The following is a 26,081-nucleotide window of genomic DNA, read 5'->3' on the forward strand; positions in this document are numbered from 1 at the left end:
ATGGCCCACCGTTGCGGAATTTAAGGATGATCCGGGGATCAGGCGGTCGCGGTCTGCTCTTCGAGCACCGACTCGAACGCCCATTTCAGCCAGAGGGTCAGCGCCTCGACATCCGACGCCTCGATGGTCGCGCCGCACCAGATGCGCAGGCCAGCGGGGGCATCGCGATACGCGCCCACGTCCAGCGCCACGTTGTACTCTTCAAGCTTCTTGGCGACGGCCTTGGCAAAGGCGGCACCGTCCTTGATGCGCGCGTCGGTGAACTTGAGGCAAACCGACGTGTTCGACCGCGTCGCCGGATCGGTGGCAAGATTGGCGATCCAGTCATGACGGTCGCAGAAATCCCACAGCACCTTGGCGTTGGCATCGGCGCGCTCTTGCAGCTTGGCCAGACCGCCGATCTTGCGGGCCCAGTCGAGCGCCACGAGATAATCCTCGACCGCCAGCATCGAGGGGGTGTTGATGGTCTCGCCCTTGAAGATACCGTCGATCAGCTTGCCGCCCTTGGTCAGGCGGAAGATTTTCGGCATCGGCCATGCGGGGGTGTAGGATTCCAGCCGCTCGACCGCGCGGGGGGACAGGATCAGCATGCCGTGCGCCGCTTCGCCGCCCATCACCTTCTGCCAAGAGAAGGTGGTCACATCCAGCTTGTCCCAAGGCAGATCCTGCGCAAAAGCGGCGCTGGTGGCGTCGCAGATGGTCAGGCCAGCGCGGGTGGCGGGGATCGAATCGCCGTTGGGAACGCGCACGCCCGAGGTGGTGCCGTTCCAGGTGAACACCACGTCGGTGTCGAAATCCACGGTCGCAAGATCGACGATCTCGCCATATTCGGCGGTCTTGACCTCGGCATCGATCTTGAGCTGCTTGACCACGTCGGTCACCCAGCCAGCGCCAAAGCTTTCCCATGCAACCATGGTGGCCTTGCGCTCGCCCAGCAGCGACCACATCGCCATTTCAACGGCGCCGGTATCAGAGGCGGGAACGATGCCGATCTTGTAATCGGCGGGAATGCCCAGAATCTCGCGGGTGCCTTCGATGGCAGCGGCGAGCTTTTCCTTGCCGATCTTGGCACGATGCGAGCGCCCGAGCGCAGCATCCGCAAGCATGTCGACAGTAAAATGGGGGATCTTCGCGCAGGGACCAGACGAAAAACGCGGATTCGCCGGGCGTGCGGTGGGGTGCTTGTCAGCCATGTAGCCTAACCTTACAGATAGATGCCCTTCGTTGGGGAAGGGTGTCCCGCCGCTGCACCTATGCGGCGCGCGTGGTAAAAGCAAGAGTTTTGTCCAGCGCTGCATTTTTGGTCGCCTGCCGGTTGGACAAGGGGTTTCAAAGCCCAATCCAGCTTGTGATCACACATGACAAGGCGTTGTATATGTAAATTATATTGTGGATTTCTGACCGCTGACACGGATGCGGAATTTTGCCCGTTTCTTGTGAAACCACCGCACCGCTGGATCACAAAGATCTTGGATCTGTGGTTTCCGATAGGTTACAAAACCCAGCTTTGACGGGAAATGCCCACCCCAACACCGCCACGACTCGCCCCGGATTGCGATGCGCGGCGCGCTCCGCTACCCCGTCAGCAGAACCGGCCCATCAGCCGAACAGGAAGACGCGAATGCCAGCCATCATGATTCAGGGTACCGGCTCCAACGTCGGCAAATCGCTGCTGGTGGCAGGGCTGTGCCGGGCAGCGCGGGCGCGCGGGATCGACGTGGCGCCGTTCAAGCCGCAGAACATGTCGAACAACGCCGCCGTGACCGTCGATGGCGGCGAGATCGGTCGCGCACAGGCGCTTCAGGCTCTGGCCTGCGGGCTGCCGCTGCACAGCGACATGAACGCGGTGCTACTCAAGCCGCAAACCGACACCGGCGCGCAGATCATCGTGCAGGGCAAGCGCATCGCCACCGCCGAGGCGCGCAACTACGCCGCGCTGCGCCCGCGTCTTATGACGGCGGTGCTCGACAGTTTTCGGCGGCTCTCGCAACGGCATGATCTGGTGATCGTCGAAGGCGCGGGCAGCCCCGCCGAGATCAACCTGCGCCCCCGCGACATCGCCAACATGGGATTTGCACGGGCGGCGAATGTGCCTGTGCTGCTGGCCGCAGATATCGACCGCGGCGGCGTGATCGCCCAGATCGTCGGCACGCAGGCGGTGCTCGATCATGCTGATGCCGCGATGATTCGCGGCTTTGTCGTCAACCGCTTTCGCGGCGATCCGGCCCTGTTCGAAGATGGCTACACGATGATCTCCGATCACACCGGCTGGCCCGGATTTGGCGTGCTGCCGTGGTTCGCTGATGCGTGGAAGCTACCCGCCGAAGACGCCTTTGATATCGCCACGCCCAAGCGGGCAAAGGGGCTGCACATCGTCTGCCTCGCGCTGTCGCGCATCGCCAATTTCGATGATCTCGACCCGCTGGCGCAGGAACCGGGCGTGCGGCTGACCATGCTCGGGCCGGGCCGGGCGCTTCCCGGCGATGCCGATGTGGTGATCATTCCGGGGACGAAATCGACGCGTGGCGATCTTGCGTTCCTGCGCGCGCAAGGCTGGGATATCGACCTTGCGGCGCATCTGCGGCGCGGCGGCCATGTGCTTGGGATCTGCGGCGGCTACCAGATGCTGGGGGATACCGTGTCTGACCCACAAGGGATCGAAGGGCCTGCGGGCACCACCCAAGGCCTCGGCCTGCTGCGGCTTGACACGGTGATGACCGGTGACAAGCGCCTGACGGAAACCACCGCCACCCATGCCGCCAGCGGGCAGCCGTTTCGCGGCTATGAAATCCACATCGGGCGCAGCGACGGTGCAGACCGCGCCCGCCCCTTTGCCCATATCGACGATCAGCCCGAAGGCGCGATCAGCGCCGATGGCCGGGTGCAGGGCAGCTATCTGCACGGCATGTTCCGCGACGATGGCTTTCGCGCCGCGTGGCTGGCGCAATTCGGCGTGGCCAGTCGCGGTGGATACGATGCGGGCGTGCTGCGCGTGCTCGACGATCTGGCGGCACATATGGAACGACATCTGGATGTCGCGGGGATCTTGTCGCTCGCCAGATGAGTCCCGCTATCGCGAATTCCGTCCCTGCATAAAGTTGATCGGAAAAGTCAGGGAAGGGATTGCCACCGGCCTATACCCGACCTTATCACTAGGAAACATTCGCGAAGCCGGCCGACGGGCCATGCCACGCCCTTTGTTCCCCGACCCGGAGTTTGCCCATGCGACCGATCCTTCTGGCAGGGCTTTTGGCCTGTGCCACCGCCCTGCCCGCCTTTGCCGCGGACGTCACCATCGAAACAGCCACCGGCCCCGCCACGCTGCCGCAAGCGCCGCAGACCATCGCCGTGTTCGATGCGCCTTCGGTCGACACCATCGCGGCGCTTGGCCAGCCGATCGCCGGGCTTCCCGCGCCGCTGTACCTGAAGAACGTCGAGGAAATCTCCAAGGACGCGACCACCGTCGGCACGCTCTTCGAGCCGGATTTCGAGGCGCTGGCCGTGATGGGCCCCGATCTGATTATCGCCGGGGGACGCTCTGCCACGCAGGTCGAGCCGCTGTCGCGCGTCGCCCCCACCATCGACATGACGATTCAGGGCAACGGCATGGTCGATCAGACCCGCGCGCGCATCAAGGCCTTCGGCACCCTGCTGAACCGCGAAGAGCAGGCGCAAGCGCTCGAAGCGCAGCTTGACGACAAGCTGGCCGCCGCGCGCGACGCGGTTGCGGGCAAGGGCAACGCGCTGGTGATCCTGACCAATGGCGGCAAGATCTCGGCCTTTGGCGCCGGCAGCCGGTTTGGCTGGATCCACGATGCGGTCGGCCTGCCGCAAGCCCATCCGGGGCTGGAGGCCGACACCCACGGTCAGGCGATCAGCTTTGAATTCCTTGCTGAAACCGATCCCGACTGGCTGCTGGTGATCGACCGCGGCGCGGCGATTCAGGCGGGTAGCGAGGCGGCGCAGGCGACGCTCGACAACCCCATCGTAGCGCGCACCAAGGCGGCGCAGAATGGGCACATCGTGTATCTTGATGCCGCGCCCCTCTATATCTCTGGGGGCGGTGCCCAATCCATGATGCACACGCTGGACCAGCTGACCGAAGCGTTTTCGGACGTGCAGGGCTGACATGCGCGGCTGGCTCATCACCTTTGCCGCGCTTGCGGCGCTGATCGCGGTCAGCCTGTTGCTTGGGGCGGCGAGCCTTGAGGGCGACGGCTGGCTGCTGCTGGTGAGCCGCATTCCCCGCACCATGGCGGCGCTGCTGGCCGGGGCGGGGCTGGCGCTGGCCGGGGTGGTGGTGCAGCAGGTGGTGCAGAACCGCCTTGTGGAACCCTCGCTAACCGGCGCGCCAGAGGCATCGATGCTGGGCCTTTTGGCGGTGACGCTGATCGCACCCGGCATGGCGGTGGCGGGCAAGATGCTGATCGCCGCCGCCTGCGCGCTGGTCGGCATGATCGGCTTTCTGGCGCTGGCAAAACGACTGCCGCGCGACGACGCGATGCTGCTGCCCATTGTCGGGATCGTCTATGGAGGCATCCTTGGCGCCATCGGCATCTGGTTCGCCTGGGCAGAGGATCTCGTGCAATATCTTGGCGCGTGGCGGCTGGGTGAATTTTCCGGTGTCATGATGGGGCGATACGAATGGCTCTGGGCGATCGCGGCGCTGGCCGGGCTGCTGTATCTCGTGGCGGACCGGATCACCATTCTCGGGCTGGGCGAGACGCAGGCGCGCAGCCTTGGGCTGAATTACCGGCAAACGCGGGCCCTCGGGCTGGTGGTGGTGTCGGTGATCACGGCGTTGGTGCTGGTGACGGTCGGGGCCTTCCCCTTCGTCGGGCTGGTCGCGCCCAATCTGGTGGCGCGCTGGCGCGGCGACAATCTGCGCGCCAACCTGCCGATGGTGGCCATCGGTGGCGGCGCATTGCTGCTGGGCGCCGACGTGATCGGGCGTGCAGTGCGCTATCCGTTTGAAATTCCTGCCGCGACGGTGATCGCAGTGCTTGGCGCGGGGGTCTTCTTGTGGCTGCTGCACGCCGCCCCGAGGGCGCGGCATGGCTGAGCGCCGGGTGCTTTGGCTTGGCCTTGGGCTGCTGCTGCTCGCGGGCGCGTTCCTGTGCTGGCAGATCCGTGCGCCCTATGGCTTCATCCTTGAACTGCGCGCCGCAAAGCTGGGCGCGCTGGTCTGCGTCGGGGCCGCCACCGGCGCTGCCACCGTGCTGTTCCAGACCGTTGCGGGCAACCGTCTGCTGACGCCGGGGCTCGTCGGCTTTGACGCGCTGTTCGTGCTGCTGCAAACGCTGCTGGTCACAGCGCTTGGCGGCGTCGGCTTTGCGCAGATCCCCTCGGGGCTGCGCTTCGTGATGGAGGTCGGCGCGATGGGCCTCGGCTCGGTGCTGCTGTTCGGGCTGCTGCTGCGGCGCGATGCGAAAGACATCACCCGGATGATCCTCACCGGCATCATCCTTGGTGTGCTGCTGCGCGGCGCGTCCGAGATGGTCCAGCGCCTCATGGACCCATCGGATTTCGCCGTGGTGCAACAGGCGATGTTCGCCAGCTTCGGCGCGGTCGATCCGGGGCAGCTTGGCGTGTCTGCGGTGGTCCTGCTGGGCGCGCTGGCCGTGTCTCTCCGGCTCGCTCCGGCGCTGGATGTCTGCGCATTGGGGCGCGGAACCGCGCGCGGGCTGGGGCTGGATCACGACCGCATGGTGCGTATCGCGCTGCTGCTGATGGCGGCGATGGTGTCTGTCTCGACGGCGCTGGTCGGCCCGGTAACCTTCCTTGGCCTGCTGACGGCAAGCCTCGCACGACATCTGACCGGCACCCACCGCCATGCGGTGCTGATCCCGGCAGCGGCGCTGCTGGGGGCGCTGATCCTTGTCGCGGGGCAATTCGTGTTCGAACGGCTGCTCGGCAGCGCCTCGGCGCTGGCGGTGATCGTGGAATTCTTCGGAGGGCTGGCCTTCCTCTTCCTCGTGCTCAAACGGAGACCCAGATGATCGACGTCCAGAACCTGAGCTATGTCGTCGACGGAACCGAGATCCTGCACGATGTCTCGACCCGGCTGGAACGCGGCGGCATCACCGCGCTGATCGGCCCCAACGGTGCGGGGAAATCAACGCTTCTGCACTGTATTTCCGGGCTTGAATCGCCGTCCTGCGGCAGCGTGCGGATCGACGGGCTGGACCCGTTTACCGCACCGCCGCGAAGCCGGGCGCGCGCCGTGGCGCTGCTGCAGCAAAGCCCAGCGCTGGTCAGTCGCCTGACGGTGCACGAACTGGTCAGCTTTGGCCGCTGGCCACATCATCAGGGTCGCCCCACGCAGGCCGATCACGACGCGGTGGAACGCGCATTGGTCGCCTTTGCCCTGAGTGATCTGGCAGACCGCAGCATCGCGACCCTGTCAGGCGGGCAGCGCCAGCGCGCCTTCATCGCGATGACATGGGCGCAGGAAACGCCGTGGATGCTGCTGGACGAGCCGCTCAACGCGCTGGACCCGCGCCATGCCCGCGACCTGATGGCGCGGCTGCATGCGTTGTCGCGGGACGGCGCACGCAGCATCGTGATCGTGCTGCACGACATCAACGCGGCGGCGGGCTGGGCCGATCATATCGTCGCCATGAAGGACGGGCGCATCGTGGCGCAGGACGCCAGCGCCGCCCTGCTGACCGAAGACACCCTGCGCGAGGTCTTCGACACGCCGTTCGAACTGCTCGAACACCGCGGGCGCAAGGTGGTGGTCGCGCGCTGAACGCGCGCAGCCCGTAACGCGCCCCCATCAGGCTCTAGCCACGCCCCAACACAGCCGGAATCGCAGCCCGTCGCCCCCTCTTCTTCTGGCGCAAAATATCCCGGGGGAGTCTCCGCAAGGAGACGGGGGCAGCGCCCCCACCCCCCCTCGCCACCGGGCAAGGCCTCAGATGCAGCGCCCGCCGTCCACCTGCATGCACACCCCGGTCACCATCGACGCCTCGTCCGAGCACAGATAAAGCGCCGCGTTCGCCATGTCTTCAGGGGTCGAGAACCGCCCCAACGGGATGGTCGACAGAAACTTCGCGCGGATCTCCGGGCTGTCCTCACCCATGAAGCTTGCCAGCAACGGCGTGTCCCCCGCCACCGGGTTGATCGCGTTCACCCGCACGCCGAAGGGCGCCAGCTCCACCGCCATTGCCCGCGTCGCGGTGTTCATCCAGCCCTTGGAACTGTTGTACCAGTTGAGCTTGGGCCGGGGCGACACCCCCGCCGTAGACGCCACGTTCAGGATCGCCCCCGCGCCCGCGGCCTTCATCGCCGGCACCAGCGCCCGCGCCGTCAGGTAGACCGACTTGCAGTTCACCGCAAAGACCCGGTCGAAATCCGCCTCGCTCACCTCTTCCATGAACCCGGGCAGATGCGTCACCCCGGCGTTGTTCACCAGAATGTCGATCTTGCCGAAACCGGCCTGCGCTGCCGCCACCATCGCCTCGACGCTGGCACCATCGGCCACATCGACGCGCTGCGCCACGCCGCCGCAGACTGCCGCGACCCGTTCGGCGCCCTCGAGGTTGATGTCGGCCACCAGAACCTGCGCCCCCTCGGCAGCGAAGCGCATGGCGATACCCTCGCCAAAGCCTGATCCTGCGCCGGTCACGATGGCGCTCTTGCCTTGCAATCTCATGTCGTCCCCCTCATCCATGCCGCGCTGCGACGGTCTTGAGCACCGAGAACCCGTAGAGCGCCTCGAAACCCTTTTCGCGCCCGTGGCCCGATTTTCCAGTGCCGCCAAAGGGCAGTTCAACGCCGCCCCCGGCCCCGTAATTGTTGATGAACACCTGCCCCGCCCGCAGCCGTTTGGCCAAGCGCATCTGGCGCGCGCCGCTGTCGGACCAGACGCTGGCGACCAGCCCGTAATCAGTGCTGTTGGCGAGGCGCACCGCCTCGTCTTCGGTATCGAACGGGATGATCACCTGCACCGGGCCAAAGATTTCCTCGCACGCCAGCACATGATCGGGCGGCACCGGGCCGAACAATGCCGGGCGCACGTAATGCCCGCCCTCGGGCACCCCTTCGGCCATTTGCGCCCGCGCCAGCAGCGGCAAATCCGCGCCTTGGGCAATAAACCCTTCGACCCGCGCTTTCTGTTTTGCGTTGATCAGCGGCCCAATGTCGGGATCGTCCATCGCCGGGCCGACGACCTTGGCCGCATAAGCCTCGGCCATGCGCTGCGAGACCTCCTCCAGCACCTCGCGCTGCACCAGAATGCGCGAGGCGGCCGAACAGGTCTGCCCGGCGTTCTGAAGCCCGGCATTGACCAGAAACGGCAGCGCAGCATCCAGATCGGCATCGGCAAACACCAGCTGCGGCGACTTGCCGCCCAGTTCCAGCGTCACCGGCACCACGTTGGCCCCCGCCGCCTGCTGCACCGCCGCCCCGGCCCTGACCGATCCGGTAAAGCTGACGTGGTTCACCCCCGGATGCCCGGCCAGCGCCGCCCCGGCCTCGGCCCCAAGGCCCGGCACCACGTTCAGCGCGCCATCGGGCAGCCCCGCCGCCTGCGCGATTCGGGCAAAGGCCAGCGCCGTCAAACATGCGTCTTCGGCGGGCTTCAGAACGCAGGCGTTGCCCATCGCCAAGGCCGCCCCGACCGAACGTCCGATGATCTGCATCGGGTAATTCCACGGCACGATATGGCCCGTGACGCCATGCGGCTCGCGCAGGGTATAGACGGTGTAGCCGTCCAGATAGGGGATGGTCTCGCCATGGATCTTGTCTGCCGCACCGCCGTAGAATTCGCAGTAGCGCGCCAGCGCCAGCGCATCGGCCCGCGCCTGCCCCAGCGGCTTGCCAACGTCCATCGCCTCGATCTGCGCCAGCTCGTCGACATGTTCCAGCACCGCAACGCCGATCCGGGTCAGGATGCGGCCCCGTTCCAGCGCGCTCATCGTGCCCCATGCGCCATCCAGCGCGGCTTGTGCGGCCTGCACGGCGGCGTCGATGTCGGCGGGCGTGCCCTTGGCAATGCGGCCGATCTCGGCCCCGGTCGACGGGTTGGTCAGTGGCAAGGTCTGCGCGCTGTCGCGCCACATCCCGCCAATAAGCATCTGCGCGCTATCGCGCGTGAGGCCATCCAGCATCGGTATCTCCTCCTCCCGAGAGAGGCGGCAGCTTGGGCGCCGCATCTAGGAGTAATTTGGTATACCAATGTTGCGGGTTGTCAAACACCGATGCGGTCGGCCCCTGTTCAACGATCTTGCCAGCGCGCATCACCATCACCCGGTCGGTGATGCCGCGCACCACGCCAAGATCATGGCTGATGAACAGCGACGCCAGCCCGTGCCGGTTCGTCAGCTCTGCGATCAGATCAAGGATGCGGGCGCGCACCCGCACATCCAGCGCCGAGACCGCCTCGTCGAAGATCACCAGTTCCGGGCGGATGATCAGCGCGCGGGCAATCGCGATGCGCTGGCGCTGACCACCGGAAAAGGCGTGGATGTGCCTTTGGGCATCTTCGGGGGCAAGGCCAACCTCGGCAAGCGCCTCGGCGATGGCGGTTTCGGGCGCCACCCCCGTGAGGTGAAACGGCTCGGACACCAGTTTTCCGACGCGGTGGCGCGGGTTGAAGCTGCCGTAGGGATCCTGAAACACCGCCTGCATCTGGCGGCGGGTGCCTTTGCTGCCCACCGGCTGACCGCCAAGGGTGATGCTGCCGCCCTGCACCGGCTCAAGGCCTAGAATGGCGCGGGTCAGCGTCGATTTCCCGCAGCCGGATTCGCCCACCAGCCCGACACGCTCGCCGCTAGCAACGGTCAGGCTGACGCCATCGACGGCACGCGCCGGCGCGCCGCGTTTCAGCCCGGCGCGCCGGCCCGGATAGCTGCGCACCACGTCCTTGGCAACCAGCAGCGGGGCGCCGGGGGCCTTGGGCGTCAAGTGCGGCTGGTGCGCTGACGCCTCGAGCAGCGCGCGGGTGTAGGGGTGTTTTCGTTCGGCGAGAACCTGCGCGGTGGGCCCGGTTTCGACGATCCGGCCAGTCTTCATCACCGCGATGCGGTCGGCGTGCTGCGCCACGACCGCAAGGTCGTGGGTGATGAGCAGCATCGCCATACCATCGCTTCGCACCAGCCCGTGCAGCAGATCGAGAATCTGCGCCTGCGTGGTGACATCCAGCGCGGTGGTCGGCTCGTCTGCGATCAGCAGCTTTGGCTTGAGCGCAATGGCCATGGCAATGACGACGCGCTGGCGCTGGCCGCCGGAGAGCTCGTGCGGGTAGCGCGAGGGTGGAATTTTCGCCGGATCAAGGCCGGTCCGGGCGAGGGTTTCGGCGGCCTGCCTGTTCGCTTCGCCCCGTGAGGTTTTCTGGTGAATGCGGATGGTTTCGGCGACCTGATCGCCGATGCGGTGAAACGGGTTGAGCGCCGTCATCGGTTCCTGAAACACCATGCCGATGTCGCGGCCTCGACGAGCGCTCATCTGCGCTTCGGTTTCGGACAGAAGATCTGTGCCGTGCAGCGCGATGCGCCCCTGCGGGCGGGCACCCTTGGGCAGCAAGCCCATGGTTGCAAAAGCGGTCATCGACTTGCCGGAACCAGATTCACCGGTGAGGGCAAGGATTTCCCCGGCGGCGAGGCCAAGCGTGACATCGTGCAGGATCGGCGTGTCATGGATACGCAGCGACAGGTGATCGAGGGCAAGCAAGGGGGGGCGCTGCCCCCCCGCCTGCGGCTCCCCCCCGGGATATTTGAGGCCAGAAGAAGACATCAGGCGGCGCGTCCTTGCAGGCGTGGATCGAGGCGATCGCGCAGCCCGTCGCCGAGCAGGTTGAGGCCCAGGACAGTCAGGACGATGGCCGTGCCGGGGATGATGGCGACATGCGGCGCGAGGGCGACCATGGTTTGTGCATCGGCGAGCATCCGGCCCCAGGACGGGATTGGCGGCTGCGCGCCAAGGCCGACATAGCTGAGCCCGGCTTCGGCGAGGATCCCGAGCGAGAACTGGATGGTGCCCTGCACGATCAGCAGGTTCGTTGTGTTGGGCAGGATATGTTCGACGCTGATGCGCAGGGCGGATTTACCGGCAGTGCGGGCGGCGAGGATGAATTCGCGATGCCAGAGCGGCAGGGCCGCGCCTCGGGTCAGGCGGGCGAAGACCGGGATGTTGAAGATGCCGATGGCGAGGATGGCGTTGATCGCGCCGGGACCAAGCAGCGCCGTGACGAGAATGGCGATGACGAGGCTGGGGAAGGCGAAGACCAGATCGTTGAAGCGCATGATGGTTTCGTCGAGCCAGCCGCCTTGCCGGGCGGCGGCGGCAAGGCCGAGCGGCACGCCAAGCCCCATGCCGATGCCGACCGCCACCAGCGCCACGGCAAGCGAGGTGCGCGCGCCGGTCATGATCATGCTCAGCATGTCACGGCCAAGGTGGTCGGTGCCGAGGAGATGCTGCACCGATGGTGGCTGCAGCCGGGCGGGAATGTCGACGCTGGTGACGTCTCCTGGGGTCCAGGCAAAGGACAGCAGGGCGGCGGCTAGGACCAGCACGGTGAGGACGGCGCCTAGGACGAGGGATTTCATCGGCGCAGCCTTGGGTCGGCGGCGACATAGGCGAGATCGGTCAGGAAATTCACCGCGATCACCGCGAAGACCAGCAGCATGGTGACGGATTCCACCACGATCAGGTCGCGCTGGGTGATGGCCTGAAAGATCAGCCGCCCAAGGCCGGGCAGGAAGAACACTTGTTCGATGATGATTGCCCCCGCCAGCAGGAACGAGAATTGCAGCCCGAGGATGGTCAGCACCGGGATCAGCGCTGCCCTCAGCCCGTGGCGCCAGAGCGTCTGGCGGCGCGACAGGCCCTTGGCACGGGCGGTGCGCATAAAATCTTCGGACAGGATGTCGATCAGCGACGAGCGCAGCACGCGCGCAAGGATCGCCGCTTGCGGCAGCGCCAGCGCCACCGCCGGCAGGGTCAGCGATTTCAGCGCCATGACCGGGTCGCTCCAACCCGGAAAGCCGCCGGCGCTGAACCAGCGCAGCTTCAGCGCGAAAAGCAGCACCAGCAGCATGGCGAACCAGAAGTTGGGGATCGCAACGCCCAGCTGCGTCGCCCCGACAACGCCCAGATCCGCGGCCTTGCCGCGATGCGTCGCCGCGACGATCCCGGCGGGCAGCGCGATGACCACCGCCAGCCCCAGCGCCAGCAGCGCCAGCGGCAACGACACCTGCACCCGCTCGGCGACCATCTGCGCCACCGGCGCGCGATAGGTGTAGGAAACCCCGAAATCACCGGTCATCATGCCGCCGATCCATGCGAGGTAACGTTGCACGGGCGGCAGATCGAGCCCCAGTTCGCTGCGCAACGCCGCGACCGTATCGGATTGCGCGTTCATCCCCAGCATGAAGCTGGCGGGATCGCCCGGTGCCACCTCGACCACGAGGAAGATCACCGCCGAGGCGACGACAAGGCTGAGCGCAAGACTGACCAACCGCCGTGCAAGATAGCCCATCATTACCGGACGATCCGTTCCAGTGGGTCGTATCGCACGCCGTCGCCCCATGCGGCCTGCAACAGGCTGTCGGGCTTGAACCGGATGCCCGACAACTCGCTCCGCGAAAACAGGCGGCGCCGCGTGACCACGCCTTCGGGGTCTTGCCAGTCATCAGACAGCGTGCCGCCCGCGAGGGCGCAGCGAAAGAACAGCTCGACCTGATGAAAGCCATGTTCCGGCGCGTGGAATTCATTGACCAGCGCCAAGGCGCCCACCGTCACCGACAGGCCGCATTCCTCATGCACTTCGCGGGCCAGATTGTCGTGCAGCGAACTGCCCTTTTCCACGCCGCCGCCGGGCGCGCACCAAAGATCGCTGAGGCCACCGCCATAAGCGTTGACCAGCAGCAGTCGATCATCAATCAGGATCAGCGCGCGCGCGGCAAGGCGGGGAGATGTCATGCCCCAAGTTTTGCACCTTTATCGGGGCGGCGGAAGGGCTTATTGCGACCCCCGACAGGAGGCCACGAGATGATCGCACTGAGCTTTGAAGGCGCGCGGGTGATGCGCCCCGCCGGATGGGATGACGCTTGTCTGAGCATCGCCGACGGGCGGATCGGCGGCGATGGCGCGCGCGTCGATCTGAGCGGTTACGACATTCTGCCCGGCATCGTCGACATCCACGGCGATGGCTTCGAGCGCCACATGGCCCCCCGGCGCGGTGCCTTGCGCGAAAGCACGGCGGGCGTGCTTGCCTGCGCCCATGAGCTGGCGGCGAACGGCATCACCACGGCGATGCTGGCGCAGTTCTGGTCTTGGGAAGGCGGCATGCGCGGGCCGGAGTTCGCGGCCGAGGTCTTTGCCTCTGTACACGCCGTCGCGCCGACGGTGCCGGTGGATCTGCGGCTGCAACTGCGGCTGGAGACGCATTTCCTCGACAGTTTCGCCGATGCCGAAGCGGCGGTGGCGCGCTGGGGCATCGGGCAGGTGGTGTTCAACGACCACCTTCAGCATGACCGACTGGCATCGGGGCGAAAGCCGCAGCGGCTGACCGGGCAAGCGCTGAAATCGGGCCGCTCGCCCGAGGCACATCTGGCGCTGATGACCGCCCTGCACGAGCGCCGCGCCGAGGTTCCCGCCGCGCTGGATGCGCTCTGCGCAAGGCTGCGCGCGCGCGGGGTGATCCTTGGCAGCCACGATGACCGCAGCGCCGAAGATCGCGCGATATGGCGCGCGCGCGGCGCGCGGCTGTCGGAATTTCCCGAAACGCTGGATGCCGCGCAGGCAGCGCGGGAGGCCGGCGATGGCATCGTGCTGGGCGCGCCCAACGTGGTGCGCGGCGCATCGCACGCGGGCAACATCGCGGCGGCAGAGCTGATCGGGAACGGGCTGTGCGACGCACTGGCATCGGATTACCACTACCCCGCCCCGGCCCGCGCCGCATCACGCTGCGTCGAATTGGGCCTGCGGGACGAAGCCGGCGCGTGGCGGCTGGTGTCAGAGGGTCCGGCCCGCCTGCTGGGTCTGCACGACCGGGGGCGAATCGAGCCGGGGCTGCGCGCCGATCTCGTGATCCGGCACCGGGGCACGGGGCGCATCGCCGCCACCATCGCGGGCGGCGAGATCGCCTTTCTGTCCGGTGAGATCGCGGCACGCTTCCTCGCGCGCCGCTAGCTTACTTGCAGCGCTTCTCGGCATCTTCGATCGCGGCGGTGAACCCCATCAGCGAGAAGGTATCCTTGGTCTGCGTGCCGCGTGCCGAATGCGCCGTCAGCACTGCATCAGAGCCGGATCGCATCGCGGCGATCAGCTTGGCATCATCCGCCGGAGACGCGGGCCACGCCCATTCTCCGTCAACGTAAAGCTCGAACTGGTTGCCACTGACATTGGCATTGACGGTCGACCCGGGGGCAAAGGGATAGCCGCCGGTAAACGCCACCTGCCCGGCCACATTCGCACCGGGGCGATAGAACACCATCAGCAGGATGTCGCCCCGCCTGACCGACACAACGCGCCCGTCCTTGCTGTTGACGCTTTCCTTGTAGGTGGTCACCGCCCAGCATTCGCGCGGGTTGTCCCCCTCGAATACCGACCAGTCGGTGATCGCGTTGACGCGGTTCTGACTTTCTTCCTGCGCCGTAGCCACCCCTGCGAAAGCAAGCGCAACGGCCCCGGTCAATGCCCCGATCATGGAAGAGCGAAATGCCTTCATGTCCTGCAGCCTCCAGCTGTCTTATTTCCTCGACGCCTGCCTCCTCGCATGGCTCCCGGGTCTTGACCAGCGGGGCACACGAAGCGCATAGGCCGTTACTACTCGACCGCGGCAGGATAGACTGAAAAACCTGCGCCCATAAAGCCCCTGTTGGCAAGATATCGCCTGATTGTGAGGACCCCAGATGCAACAGCCCCCCGTGCCCATGGTCGACATCATCCGTGGCCCCTTTGCGGAAAGCGCCCATCTTGGTCATGCCGTTCTGTGCGACGAGACCGGAGAGATCGCGCAAGCTTGGGGAGATCCGGACACGGTGATCCTGCCGCGCAGCTCGGCCAAGATGCTTCAGGCGCTGCCGCTGGTCGCTTCGGGCGCGGCAGAAGCCTTCGGGCTGAGCACAGAGCGGCTGGCCCTGTCCTGCGCCTCGCACGAAGGCGCGCCGGTGCATGTGGCAGCGGTCAACGCCTGGCTGAGCGATCTGGAACTGAGCGACAATGACCTGATCTGTGGCCCGCAACCCTCCCGTGACAGCGCGCTGAAACTACAAATGATCCGCGATGGCCAGAGCCCCTGCCGGGTGCATAACAACTGCTCGGGCAAACACGCGGGCTTTCTAACGCTGACCAGACACCTCAAGGCCGGGCCGGATTACGTCGATCCCGCTCACCCGGTGCAAACTTCGGTGAAGGAGCTGTTCGAGACCGTCACCGGTGCCCCTACCCCGGGCTTCGGTATCGACGGCTGCTCGGCGCCGAACTTCGCAACCACGATGCACGGCATGGCGCGGGCAATGGCGTTCTACGCCTCGGCGCAAACCCGCTCTGATACGCTCTCAAAGGCCGCCGCCGCGCTCACACAGGCGATGATCGCCCATCCGCTGCTCGTCGCGGGCGAGGGCCGCGCCTGCACCCATCTGATGCGCGCCGCCAAAGAGCCGGTCGCGATCAAAACCGGCGCCGAAGGCTTTTTCATCGCCATCCTGCCGCAGCGCCGTCAGGGCCTCGCGCTCAAGATCACCGACGGTGCGACCCGCGCCGCAGATTGCGCCTTAGCGGCGATTCTCGTCTCCCTCGGCGTGCTCGACCCGGACCACCCCGATGTGAAACGCTCGCTCAACCCCGACGTGCTCAACTTTGCAGGCCTTCAGACTGGCGAAATCCGCCGCGCCCCAAGCTTCCCGTAAGGCGCCCCTCTTCATCTTGCCCTTAAACTCCGGGGGTGTGGGGGCTGGCCCCCACCTCCGTCCCGCGCAATCAGCGCAGCCTCCGATCAGGCGAATTCCGCTTTCGAATAGCCCTGAAGATACAACAGCGCTGTCAGGTCGCCGTGGTTCACCCGCAAGCCGCATTGCGCCTGCACCGATGGTTTGGCGTGCAGGGCGACGCCCATGCCTGCCCGCGTCAGCATGCCAAGATCGTTGGCCCCGTCACCCACCGCGATCACATCCGCCTCAGAGATCCCAAGCTGTGCGGTGATCTCTTCGAGCGCCTGCACCTTGGCTTCGCGGCCAAGGATCGGGTGCGCGACCTCTCCGGTCAGCCGTCCGCCGCTGGCGATCAGCGTGTTTGCGCGGGTCTCGTCAAAGCCGACAAGGTCGGCGATCTTCGAGGTAAAGGCAGTGAACCCGCCCGACACCAGCGCCGCATAGGCACCGCTTGCCTTCATCGTAGACAGCAGCAGCGGCGCGCCGGGCATCAGCGTAATGCGCGTTGCTAGAACCCTGTCGATCACGCTGTCCGGCAAGTCTCTGAGCAGGCTGACACGCTCGATCAGCGCGCCTTCGAAATCGAGCTCGCCGTTCATGGCACGGGCGGTGATATCCTTGACCCGCGCCCCAACCCCGGCCTCATCGGCCAACTCATCGATGCATTCCTGCTGGATCATCGTCGAATCCATGTCGGCGAGCAGCATCTTCTTGCGGCGGCCCGTGGCGGGCAACAGATTGAGGTCCGCCTGATCGGCAATCGACGCGCGCAGGGCGTCAAGGTCGGCGGGCGCAATCTCGACCGGGAACTCCGCGGCTTCGCCGTTCGACAGCCAAGTGATGTCGCCACCCCCGAGCGCGTTGCGAAGCGCCGAGACCAGCGCGGCATCGAGCGCCTCCGGGCGGGCGATGAGAGAGACGATGTGCATGGCGGCCTCCTGCATGAATTGCCGCGCTTCTGGCACGGGAGCGCATGGTTTTCCAGCCTTGCTATGTAGGAGACAGTGGGGGCCAGCCCCCACACCCCCGGAGTTGAAGGGCAAGATGAAGAGGGGCGCCCTACCGTTCGGTCAGCTTCAGTTCGATACGGCGGTTCTGGGCGCGGGCGTCGACGGTATCTGCCGGATCGACGGGCTGGTATTGCCCAAAACCATTGGCGGCCAGTCGATCTGGCGGGAAACCGAGGTAATCCACGAGGTAGCGGACCACCGACAGCGCCCGCGCCTGACTGAGTTCCCAGTTGTCGGCATAGCGGCCCGTGCCACTGAGCGGCAGGTTGTCGGTATGGCCATCGACGCGCAGGATCCAGTCGATGCCGGAGGGGATGTCATTCATCACCCCGCGCAGAATGCTGGCGATCTTGGCGATTTCCTGCGTGCCCGCCGGTGACAGCTCTGCCGCGCCCGGGTCGAACAGCACCTCTGAGGAGAAGACGAAGCGATCGCCCTCGATCCGGATGCCTTCCTGATTGCCAAGCACCCCGCGCAGTTTTCCGAAAAATTCCGAGCGGTAGGCTTCGAGATCCTTGGCCTGTTCCTCGAGCCGCTTGCGTTCGGCTTCTTCGAGCTGGCGGCGGCGGCGTTCTTCGCTGGCGACACGGGCGAGCGCTGCGTTCAGGTCCTGACCAAGATTCTGAAGCTGCACCTGGCTGGCGTCATCGCGCGATCTGGCATCGTCGAGCAGCGCCTGAAGCTGGCCAAGCTGGTTGCGCAGCGCCGCGGCCTGCTGGTTGAGCAGTTCGGTCTGACGTTCGGCTTCGCTGGCGCGGGCTTCGGTCTGCGACAGCTGATCGCGCGCCACTGACAGCAGCGCCGCCTGCTTCTCCGCTTCGGACAGCCGTTCGCGCAGGGCTTCGCTGGATTGCGCCTGGGACTGCGCGGTTTGCAGCTGGTCTTCCAGCGTGTCGCGGGCAGAGCGGGCGGCGGCGAGCAGGGTCAGGGTGTCTTCGGCACGTTTGCGCTGTTCTTCGAGGGCGAGGGTCATCGCCGTCAGTTCGGTGTCGGCATTTTCCAGCCGGTTGCGCAGCGCGGCGGCGGCTTCGGCATCGGCGAGGCGCTGCGCCTCTTCTTCGCTGAGGGCCTGTTGCAGCGCGTCCACCTGCCCGCTCAGCGTGCTGATCTGTGCCTCCTTGCCAGCGTTTTGCGCGCGCAGATCTTCGGCCAGCGCCTCGAGCGCCTCGCGGCGGGCGGCAGCGAGGCGGGCGGCTTCGGCGGCGGCGTCGGTTTCGCTGCGGGCCGCGGCCAGCGCGGTCTCGAGCGCGTCGCGTTCAGAGCCGAGCCGGTCGCGATCTGCGGTGAGCGAGGCAATTTCGCCCTGCGCCTGCGTTTGTTGCGCCAGAAGCGCGGCGACGCGCTCTTCGAAGCCGCTGATGCGGGTCTGAGCTTCGTCGAGCTGCGCAGCCTGCTGATCGCGGGTCGCGGTCAGCTGCGCGATCAGGCCAAGCTGTTCGCTCATCCGGGTTTGAGCATCGGACAGCGTGGTTTCCAATTCGCCGATGCGGCCGGTCATTTCCCGATTGCGGCGTTGTTGCAGCCCCAACGCCTGACTGAGATCGGCAAGATCTGACGACAGCGTATCAAGCTGGCTTTCCTGCCCGCTGATGGTGTCGGACAGCATCGACTGGATCACCATGAAGATGGTCAGCACGAACATCAGCACCAGCAGCAGGCCGGTCATTGCATCGACGAAGCCGGGCCAGATATTGGCCTGAAACCGCGCGCCGGTGCGTCGTGACAGCGCCATGGCTCAGCTCTCGTGACGGGGCGGTTGCGGGCGCTGCCCCTGCACCAGCTTGCCCACGGTGCGGTTGAGCGTGGCCAGATCGGTGCGCAGCTCGGCCATGGTTTCCTGCCGCCCGGCCGAGATTTCCTCGAGCAGGCGCAGCATCTGCACGTCGATGGAGCGCAGCCGCATCCGGCTTTCGGCGTCAAATCCATCGGCGGTTTCGCGATCCGAGATCGCTTCGGCCAGCCGTTCCTGCCCTTCGGCGATGCGCGCGAGCGAATTGGCCGAGGGCGCGGTGGCTTCCAGCCGTTCGGTCATCCGTTCCAGCGAATCCGCCAGCTGGCCAAGGCGCGCGTCGACCTCTTGCTGGCCGTCCTGACTGCGCGAGAACATCAGCGTCAGCCGTTCCATCTGGTCGGTCATCTGGTCAAGCACATGCGCCACGACATCGTCGGACCCGCCTTCGCCATCGCCGCTGAACGACAGCCGGGTGATCGAGCTGAGCCATTCTTCGAGTTCGCGGTAAAAGCGGTTCTGGCCGTGGCCGGCGAACAGTTCCAGCAGGCCAAGAATCAGCGATCCGGCAAGGCCCAGCAGCGACGAGGCAAAGGCGACGCCCATGCCGCCAAGCTGGCTTTCAAGCCCGGTCATCAGGCGGGCAAAGGTATCGGTGCTGGATTCGCCTTCGGTCGGGGCGAGGCTGCGGATGGTATCGACCAGCGCGGGCACGGTGGTTGCAAGGCCATAGAACGTGCCCAGCAGGCCAAGGAAGATCAGCAGCGAGACCAGATAGCGGGTGATCTCGCGCGCCTCGTCGATGCGGGTCGCGACCGAATCGAGGATCGAGCGGGTCGAGGAGGTGGTGATCTGAAGCCGCGTGTCGCGTCGCCTCAGCAGCGCCGCGAGCGGCGCCAGCAGGCGCGGCGGCGTGGCCCCGGCATCGCGGCCAAAGGCAAAGTTCTCGATCCAGCGCACCGACTGGATCAGCTGCACCACCTGCCAGAAACAGGCCAGCACTCCCAGCCCGAAGACAAAGACGATGAAGCCGTTGAGATAGGGGTTCGACTCGAACACCGGCAGCACGCTGGGCAGCAGCACAAAGCCCCCGGCAGCGCACAGGCCAAGAACCGCGAGCATGAGCGCGGTCTGACGGAAGGGTCGGCTGAAATGCGGCTCGGCCTCTAGGTCGGGCTTGTTCATAGGGCGTCCGGATGGCTCTTTTGATTGCGGCGAGCCTACGGCGGCAGCCCAGTCAAGCCAAGCGGTTATCGGCCAGATGCTGCACGCGCGCCCGCAACCAGTGCAGCTCTGCATCGGGAATGCCAATCTGGTCGAGATGATCAGCAGTGTTTTCGAGATATTGCCGATTCGGACCCATGCCGCCGGTGGCGTTTGCGATGATTTGCGCCTGCTCTTCCAGCGGCAGGCCGCCGCAATATTGCACATGGTGCGGGTCGATGACGTAGGTGACCGCCTCGATCCGCGCGCCGCTGTCCAGATCGATGGCGAGGTTGCGTTCGATATAGGCCGACGAGATCAGTTCGCGCTCGCGCAGGTAGGCCAGCGTGCTGTCTTCGGTGCCCGGAGCGGCGCGCAGGGCAAGCCCCTGACACAGCGCGCCGGGGCACTCATCCAGCGCCAGCACGAGGCCGGGCGTGTCGATCGTGCCACGGTGATGGATCGAGCGCATGCAGAAGCTACGATGATAATCCGGCAGGGTGGCATGCACCGTCTCCGCGACCTCGAAGCCGGGATTCCACAGAAGCGAGCCATAGCCAAAAACCCAGAGCGTCATGCGTTTTCCTTTCCCCATTGGCACTGTAAACACCACGTTGAACTGCCATGAAAGGGGCTTGCCCGTGAAACCTCTGCTTGCCGCCATCGTTCTTGCCGCTCTCGCTTGGTCGGGGGTCTGGTTCTGGCAGGCCCATGCCCAGAGGCAAGCCATCGACGCCTGGGCCGCCAGCCGCGCCGCCGACGGCGTGATGGTGCATTGGGATGACGTTGCGGTGAAAGGGTTTCCCAACCGTATCGACACCAGCTTTACCGGACTGCGCAGCGAGGGCGACGGGCTGACCCTCGAAACCCCGCAACTGATGCTGATGCAGATGGTGTGGAACCGCGATCACATCATCCTTGCCCTGCCGCAGGGGGCCTCGCTGAGCAGCGGCGAGGAAGCTTACCACATCGACGGAGACGGGCTGCGCGCCAGCATCGTCAGCGACGGCGGCACGATGCAGCGCCTGCACGTCGAGGCGGCTGTGCTCAACCTGTCGGGCGGCGTTTCGGCGGCGATGTCAGGGGTGACCGGCGCGGTGACGCTGATCCCCGAGGAGCCCGCCTATCATGCCACCTTCAACGCCGCCGAGCTGGCGCTGCAGGACAGCCTTGGCAGCGGCGGTTTGCGGCTGGACGCAACGGTCGGGGTCACGCAGGCGGGGCAAGCCGACATCACCCGCATCCGGCTGGCGCGGCTGGAACTGGATCAGGGCGCGCTTCAGCTGGCGGCGACAGGGGATGTCGACGTGACGGAGAGCGGGGTGCTGGATGGCAAGCTGAGCGTGCGGGCCGAAAACCTTGCCGAGGCGCTGGAAGCCGAGCGCAAGGCGGGGCGCATCGCTCCGGCAATGCTCGCGATGATCGAACAAGGCGCGGCGTTGCTGTCGGGCCTGTCGGGGCGCAAGGACAGCATCGATGCCACGTTCGAATTCCGCAATGGCCGCACATGGGTTGGCATTCTGCCCATCGGCCCGGCACCGCGGCTGCGCTAGACCTCAGGCGTTTCTGCCGAAGTTTCGCCCCCGAACGCGCCGCGCCCGCAGGGTTTTCCCGGCGAACATCCCTGCGGCTTTCGGGGCGGCTTGCACAGCGCCGCATTCGCGGGAACACTGCGCGCATGAGTGATCCCCTGTCCCACCGCATCGAAGCAAAACGCGCCGAGCTGATCGACCTGACCCAGGCGCTTATTCGCGTGCCAACGCTGAACCCGCCCGGCCAGCATTACCGCGACATCTGCGAGCTGATGCAAACCCGCCTGTCAGCCCGCGGTTTCGAGTGCGAGATGATCCGTGCCGTTGGATCACCCGGCGACAGCGACCGCTTTCCGCGCTGGAATCTCGTCGCCCGCCGCACCGGCACCCGGCCCGGAGATTGCGTGCATTTCAACAGCCATCACGACGTGGTCGAAATTGGTGCTGGCTGGACCCGCGATCCGTTTGGCGGCGCTTTGGAAGACGATCGCATCTACGGGCGCGGCGCCTGCGACATGAAGGGCGGGCTGGCCGCATCTGTCATCGCCGCCGAGGCGTTTCTTGAACAACACCCCGATTTCGCTGGCGCCATCGAAATCAGCGCCACGGCGGACGAGGAATCCGGCGGTTACGGCGGCGTCGCCTACCTTGCGCAGCAGGGCTATTTCGCGCCCGAGCGGGTGCAGCACGTCATCATCCCGGAACCGCTCGACAAGGACCGCATCTGCCTTGGCCATCGCGGCGGCTGGTGGGCCGAGATCGAGACCAAAGGCGAGATCGCCCATGGCTCGATGCCCTTTCTCGGGGATTGCGCCGTGCGGCACATGGGCGCCGTGCTGCAAGCCTTCGAAGACAGGCTGTTCCCCGCCATGGCCTCGCGCCATACCGACATGCCCGTGGTGCCCGAAGGCGCGCGCCAGTCGACGATGAACATCAATTCCATCCACGGCGGCCAACCCGAAAACCCACCCGATTTCGATGGTCTGCCCGCCCATTGCGTGCCCGACAGCTGCCGCATCACCATCGATCGTCGCTTTCTCGTCGAGGAAACCGCCGACGGGGTGCGCGACGAGGTCATCGCCCTGCTCGACGATCTCAAGGCCAGCCGCGCCAATTTCGACTATGACATCCGCGAATTGAACCGCGTCATCCCGTCGATGACCGACCGCGATGCGCCGGTGGTCACGACCGTGGCGCAAGCGATCCGCGACATGCTGGGCACCGATCCCACCTATGTTGCCTCGCCCGGCAGCTATGATCAAAAGCACATCGACCGCATCGGCAAGCTGAAAAACTGCATCGCCTATGGCCCCGGCGTGCTGGAACTGGCGCATAAACCCGATGAGTGGGTCGGCGTGACCGACATGATCGACAGCGCCCGCGTCATGGGGCGCAGCCTTGAAAAGCTGCTCACGCGGTGAGCTTTGCCTCGATGGGCACCACATCGACCATGTGGCGCGTCTCGTGCCCGCCTTCCGAGCGCAGCGAGCCTTTCGACGGCGCAACGTCGGAATAATCGCGCCCGAAGCCCACGGTCACGTGATCTAGCCCGACGCGGATCGCGTTGGTCGGATCGAATTCGACCCAGCCCGCATCGGGGCCGCACCACGCCCGCACCCAAGCGTGCATGGCATCGGCGCCCTCCAGCCGGGGCTGGCCCTCGGGGGGAAGCGTGCGCAGAAAGCCCGACACATAGCCCGCCGGAACGCCAATCTCTCGCAGGGCCGAGATCATCACATGGCTGATGTCCTGACAGACGCCGCGGCGGGCGCGGAAGGCTTCGATCGGAGTCGTGGTGACTTCGGTGGCGGAACTGTCGAAGTCGAACAGATCGTTGAGCGCATGGCTCACAGCCTCGACCGCCTCAAGCGCCGACATTCCCGGCCGGGTGCAGCACCGCGCAAAGGCGGCGATCTCGGATTCGTGACGCAGACGCGGCGACGGGCCAAGGAAATGATGCGGGCTGGGGGCACGGATGCTCTGGATCTGCGCCACCGCGCGCGGCAGATCGCTCAGCGCGCAGCTCAGATCGAGCCCGTCACGCGGGGTGCGGCGCAGCACCCGGCCTTCGAACAGGAAGTCGATCTCGGACAGCCGCCCCTCGTGGGTGACCTCGGTCATCGGGTTGCCGAAGAAATCGACATCGTCGAGCCGGAAATCCGGCGGCGGATCGGTGGTCACCTGCCCGTAAAGCAGTTGCTGCTGACCTTCGATGCTGCGCGGCAAAATCCGCAGCAGCGTGCGATGCGATCCCGCCGGGTGGTCGTACCGGTAGGCGATGCGCAGCTTGATGTCATAGCTTTGCGACATGAAACGCCCCTAGCTCAGATATTGCGCGGTCAGCGCTTCGGAGATCCCCGCCAGTTCGCGCCGGATCCGGTTCAACCGCCGGGATGAAATCTGGCCAGAGGTAGACACCGCCAGCATGGTCTGAAGCATCAGGATACGCCGGGTCGCCTCGCCCATGCGCGGCTGCGCCGTGGCGTCGGCGATCTGTTCTTCCTCTTCGCGCAGGATGTCGATCTGATAGAGCAGCGAGCGCGGGTTTTCCCGGTCGAGCGCCAGCATGTCGATCACCGTCTCGCGGCTGGTCTCGATGGTGTAGCGGCGGCGGTGGGTCATCACGCTGTCGCCGATCTCGACCGCGGCATCCAGCCCGCCGGGAGGGGTTGCCTCGTCCGCCAGCACCGCCAACACGGCGGCGATGTGATCCGCCCGTTCCAGCGCCCGCCCCAGCGTCAGGAAGCGCCAGCCAAGAAAGCGGAACATATTGTCATGGACCAGACCGGAAAAGCCCGCCGTCTTGCGCAGCAGAACGGTCATGGCGCGGGCGGCATCGTCGCCGTGAGTCACCTTGGCGGCCAGCTTGCGGGCGGTTTCCGACAAATCGTTCAGCGCGTTCCAGCCATCGGTCGAAAACCGGTCGCGCACCTTGCTGGCGCAGACCACAGAGGCATCGAAATGGCCCAGCAACATGACGGGCACCGGGTCTTCGATGTCATGGCCAAAGGTGGTGAGGAAATCCCCCAGCGCCGAGACCAGCGGCACGTTGCGCGTGCCATGCTCTTCGAGCCTGAGATGCCATGCCCGCAGCACCCGCACCGCGCCCTCGGCGCGTTCGGCGTAGCGCCCAAGCCAGAACAGGTTGTCCGCCGCCCGCGCCGGAAGCAGCCCCGGCTGGCGGCGCAGAAGCGGCCCGGATGCCGTGCTGGTCAGCGTGTCGGCATGGATCGCCTTGTCGGACATCACCCAGACATCGGCGACAGAGCCGCCCGCCTGCATGGCCAGCGCCGTCGGATCGCCGTCGCGCCCGATGCGGGCATAGCCGCCGGGCATCACCGCCCAGCCATCCGGCGTGCGCGTGGCAAACACCCGCACCACCATCGGGCGCGGTTTCAGCTTGCCGTCGATCATCGCGGGGGTGGTCGACAGGGTGACGGCCTCTTGCCCGACCAGCGATTTGCCCTCGCGTGCGATCCAGTCTTCGATCGGGCCGCGCGCCTCGCCGCGGAACTTGCCGCCAAGCGCCGTGGTGCGGTCGATGTCAAAGGGCAGCTTGGTCGACTGCGCCGAGCCGATCATCATCCGTTCCAGGTTTTCCAGCACATAGGCGCGCTCGTGATCCTGCCCACACCACCATGTGGCGATGTTCGACATCTTCAGCGGCGCGCCCATCAGGTGTTCGCAGATGCGCGGCAGGAACGCCATCAGCGCCCGCGCTTCCAGCACGCCAGAGCCGAGGCAGTTCACCAGATCCATTGCGCCGGAGCGCAGCGCCGAGACCATGCCGGGGGTGCCGAGTGCCGAGGTCTCGTCGAGTTCGAGCGGATCGGCAAAGCGCGAATCCAGTCGCCGCCACAGCACCGAAACCGGCTCTGGCCCGGCGATGGTGCGCACCGAAAGCTGCCCGTCCTGCACCTTGAGATCTTCGCATTCCAGCAGCAGGAAGCCGAGGTAGCGGGCGATATAGGCGTGTTCGTAATAGGTGTCGGTGTGCTGCCCCGGCGTCAGGATCGCCACGCGCCCGCCATCGCCCCCCTTGAGCCCGACCATCGCGTCGCGGAAGACGCGAAAGAAGGTCGCGAGCCGCTCGACGTTGCTTTTGGGGAACAGATCGTGAAACACCCGGCTGGTCGCCATGCGGTTTTCAAGCGCAAAGCCAGACCCGGATGGCGCCTGCGCCCGATCGCCCAGAACGAACCACGATCCATCGGGCGAGCGGCCGATCTCGAAGGCCAGAAAATGCAGGTAATGCCCCGAGCGCGGCTTGATCCCGACCACGGGGCGCAGCCATTCGGGGTTCTGCGCGATCAGATCGGCGGGCAGAAACCCGTCCCGGACCAGCTCGCCGTCGCCGTAAAGGTCGGCCATGACCTTTTCCAGCAGCTCGGCCCGCTGCGCGATGCCCTCGGCCAGCCCGTCCCATTCATCCTGACCGATGATCACCGGCACATGGCTCAGCGGCCAGTCGCGCATGGTCGATTCATCGCCGGAATACTGGCGGAAATACACCCCGGTATCGTGCAGATACTGGTCGCCCCGCGCAAAGGAGCGCGCCAGCTGTTCGGGGCTCTTGCTTGCAAGATAGCGTATCAGCGGATCCCAGACAGGACGCAATGTCCCGTCCGGGCGCTTCAGCTCATCGGCAACCCCCGGCAGGGACTCGTAGCCCTGAAGGAAGCGCATCAGCGCATCGGGTGTGCCGACCTTGTTCAAGCGTCTCCATCTC

At 66.1% G+C, this 26,081-nt stretch carries 23 protein-coding genes; 9 read left to right on the plus strand and 14 right to left on the minus strand.

What is annotated here, in order from left to right:
* Window positions 1-38: 38 nt before the first annotated feature.
* On the minus strand, window positions 39-1,193 hold the full coding sequence (locus tag KO516_RS07175) for a phosphoserine transaminase (protein WP_216003103.1): 1,155 nt from the start codon (window positions 1,191-1,193) through the stop codon (window positions 39-41).
* 428 nt (window positions 1,194-1,621) lie between these two features.
* Between KO516_RS07175 and KO516_RS07180 the strand changes: the two genes are divergently transcribed.
* The 5 genes from KO516_RS07180 to KO516_RS07200 all read left to right on the plus strand — a co-directional run bounded on the left by KO516_RS07180 (window position 1,622) and on the right by KO516_RS07200 (window position 6,751).
* The gene (locus tag KO516_RS07180) at window positions 1,622-3,064 is read left to right on the plus strand and encodes a cobyric acid synthase (RefSeq protein WP_216003104.1); all 1,443 of its coding nucleotides are present in this window, start codon (window positions 1,622-1,624) and stop codon (window positions 3,062-3,064) included.
* A gap of 158 nt (window positions 3,065-3,222) precedes the next feature.
* Window positions 3,223-4,128 carry a siderophore ABC transporter substrate-binding protein gene (locus KO516_RS07185; protein WP_216003105.1) on the plus strand — a complete coding sequence of 302 codons (906 nt, stop codon included), beginning with the start codon at window positions 3,223-3,225 and terminating at the stop codon, window positions 4,126-4,128.
* A gap of 1 nt (window position 4,129) precedes the next feature.
* The gene (locus KO516_RS07190; RefSeq protein ID WP_216003106.1) at window positions 4,130-5,062 is read left to right on the plus strand and encodes an iron chelate uptake ABC transporter family permease subunit; all 933 of its coding nucleotides are present in this window, start codon (window positions 4,130-4,132) and stop codon (window positions 5,060-5,062) included.
* Window positions 5,055-5,999: an iron chelate uptake ABC transporter family permease subunit gene (locus KO516_RS07195; RefSeq protein ID WP_216003107.1), complete on the plus strand. Its 945-nt coding sequence runs from the start codon at window positions 5,055-5,057 to the stop codon at window positions 5,997-5,999. The genes KO516_RS07190 and KO516_RS07195 overlap by 8 nt, the downstream gene beginning before the upstream one ends.
* Window positions 5,996-6,751: an ABC transporter ATP-binding protein gene (locus KO516_RS07200; RefSeq protein ID WP_216003108.1), complete on the plus strand. Its 756-nt coding sequence runs from the start codon at window positions 5,996-5,998 to the stop codon at window positions 6,749-6,751. Before KO516_RS07195 ends, KO516_RS07200 begins: the two co-directional genes overlap by 4 nt.
* Window positions 6,752-6,916: 165 nt before the next feature.
* Here the strand turns inward: KO516_RS07200 and KO516_RS07205 are convergent, their stop codons facing one another.
* Genes KO516_RS07205 through KO516_RS07230 form a run of 6 tightly spaced genes read right to left on the minus strand, consistent with a single transcriptional unit; the run spans window position 6,917 to window position 12,924 of the window.
* Window positions 6,917-7,657: an SDR family oxidoreductase gene (locus tag KO516_RS07205; RefSeq protein ID WP_216003109.1), complete on the minus strand. Its 741-nt coding sequence runs from the start codon at window positions 7,655-7,657 to the stop codon at window positions 6,917-6,919.
* A gap of 10 nt (window positions 7,658-7,667) precedes the next feature.
* Window positions 7,668-9,113, minus strand: a complete 1,446-nt coding sequence (locus KO516_RS07210; RefSeq protein WP_216003110.1) for an aldehyde dehydrogenase family protein — start codon at window positions 9,111-9,113, stop codon at window positions 7,668-7,670.
* Window positions 9,088-10,737 carry an ABC transporter ATP-binding protein gene (locus tag KO516_RS07215; protein WP_216003111.1) on the minus strand — a complete coding sequence of 550 codons (1,650 nt, stop codon included), beginning with the start codon at window positions 10,735-10,737 and terminating at the stop codon, window positions 9,088-9,090. Before KO516_RS07215 ends, KO516_RS07210 begins: the two co-directional genes overlap by 26 nt.
* Window positions 10,737-11,549: an ABC transporter permease gene (locus tag KO516_RS07220; protein WP_216003112.1), complete on the minus strand. Its 813-nt coding sequence runs from the start codon at window positions 11,547-11,549 to the stop codon at window positions 10,737-10,739. Before KO516_RS07220 ends, KO516_RS07215 begins: the two co-directional genes overlap by 1 nt.
* The gene (locus KO516_RS07225) at window positions 11,546-12,484 is read right to left on the minus strand and encodes an ABC transporter permease (RefSeq protein WP_216003113.1); all 939 of its coding nucleotides are present in this window, start codon (window positions 12,482-12,484) and stop codon (window positions 11,546-11,548) included. The genes KO516_RS07220 and KO516_RS07225 overlap by 4 nt, the downstream gene beginning before the upstream one ends.
* A complete protein-coding gene (locus tag KO516_RS07230) occupies window positions 12,484-12,924 on the minus strand; it encodes an NUDIX domain-containing protein (RefSeq protein ID WP_216003114.1) in 441 nt (146 codons plus the stop codon). Before KO516_RS07230 ends, KO516_RS07225 begins: the two co-directional genes overlap by 1 nt.
* Before the next feature lie 69 nt (window positions 12,925-12,993).
* Here KO516_RS07230 and KO516_RS07235 point away from each other — a divergent pair, with 69 nt between their 5' ends.
* Window positions 12,994-14,136 carry an alpha-D-ribose 1-methylphosphonate 5-triphosphate diphosphatase gene (locus KO516_RS07235; RefSeq protein ID WP_216003115.1) on the plus strand — a complete coding sequence of 381 codons (1,143 nt, stop codon included), beginning with the start codon at window positions 12,994-12,996 and terminating at the stop codon, window positions 14,134-14,136.
* A gap of 1 nt (window position 14,137) precedes the next feature.
* Here KO516_RS07235 and KO516_RS07240 read toward each other — a convergent pair whose 3' ends face one another.
* Window positions 14,138-14,674: an invasion associated locus B family protein gene (locus KO516_RS07240; protein ID WP_371742039.1), complete on the minus strand. Its 537-nt coding sequence runs from the start codon at window positions 14,672-14,674 to the stop codon at window positions 14,138-14,140.
* A gap of 184 nt (window positions 14,675-14,858) precedes the next feature.
* Here KO516_RS07240 and KO516_RS07245 point away from each other — a divergent pair, with 184 nt between their 5' ends.
* Entirely contained in the window at window positions 14,859-15,857 is a 999-nt protein-coding gene (locus tag KO516_RS07245; protein ID WP_252737461.1) for an asparaginase, read from the plus strand.
* 86 nt (window positions 15,858-15,943) lie between these two features.
* Here KO516_RS07245 and serB read toward each other — a convergent pair whose 3' ends face one another.
* From serB to KO516_RS07265, 4 genes are all read right to left on the minus strand, one after another.
* Window positions 15,944-16,807, minus strand: coding sequence for a phosphoserine phosphatase SerB (gene serB / locus KO516_RS07250; RefSeq protein ID WP_216003116.1), 864 nt, complete (start codon window positions 16,805-16,807; stop codon window positions 15,944-15,946).
* A gap of 130 nt (window positions 16,808-16,937) precedes the next feature.
* The gene (locus KO516_RS07255) at window positions 16,938-18,620 is read right to left on the minus strand and encodes a peptidoglycan -binding protein (protein WP_216003117.1); all 1,683 of its coding nucleotides are present in this window, start codon (window positions 18,618-18,620) and stop codon (window positions 16,938-16,940) included.
* Between the two features lie 3 nt (window positions 18,621-18,623).
* Window positions 18,624-19,802: a biopolymer transporter ExbB gene (locus KO516_RS07260; protein ID WP_216003118.1), complete on the minus strand. Its 1,179-nt coding sequence runs from the start codon at window positions 19,800-19,802 to the stop codon at window positions 18,624-18,626.
* Window positions 19,803-19,854: 52 nt separating this feature from the next.
* Window positions 19,855-20,397 (minus strand): gamma-glutamylcyclotransferase, encoded by a 543-nt coding sequence (locus tag KO516_RS07265; protein ID WP_216003119.1) that lies wholly within the window; start codon window positions 20,395-20,397, stop codon window positions 19,855-19,857.
* Between the two features lie 64 nt (window positions 20,398-20,461).
* Here KO516_RS07265 and KO516_RS07270 point away from each other — a divergent pair, with 64 nt between their 5' ends.
* A complete protein-coding gene (locus KO516_RS07270; protein ID WP_216003120.1) occupies window positions 20,462-21,373 on the plus strand; it encodes a DUF2125 domain-containing protein in 912 nt (303 codons plus the stop codon).
* A 125-nt stretch (window positions 21,374-21,498) separates the two neighbouring features.
* Window positions 21,499-22,773, plus strand: coding sequence for an acetylornithine deacetylase/succinyl-diaminopimelate desuccinylase family protein (locus tag KO516_RS07275; protein ID WP_216003121.1), 1,275 nt, complete (start codon window positions 21,499-21,501; stop codon window positions 22,771-22,773).
* On the opposite strand, the gene KO516_RS07280 is transcribed toward KO516_RS07275, so the two are convergent.
* Window positions 22,763-23,662, minus strand: a complete 900-nt coding sequence (locus tag KO516_RS07280; RefSeq protein ID WP_216003122.1) for a transglutaminase family protein — start codon at window positions 23,660-23,662, stop codon at window positions 22,763-22,765. The genes KO516_RS07275 and KO516_RS07280 overlap by 11 nt on opposite strands.
* Window positions 23,663-23,671: 9 nt before the next feature.
* Window positions 23,672-26,038 carry a circularly permuted type 2 ATP-grasp protein gene (locus tag KO516_RS07285; protein ID WP_216003225.1) on the minus strand — a complete coding sequence of 789 codons (2,367 nt, stop codon included), beginning with the start codon at window positions 26,036-26,038 and terminating at the stop codon, window positions 23,672-23,674.
* Between the last annotated feature and the right edge of the window lie 43 nt (window positions 26,039-26,081).

This window comes from Citreicella sp. C3M06, from assembly GCF_018860705.1.
In the GTDB taxonomy this organism is placed as follows: domain Bacteria; phylum Pseudomonadota; class Alphaproteobacteria; order Rhodobacterales; family Rhodobacteraceae; genus Salipiger.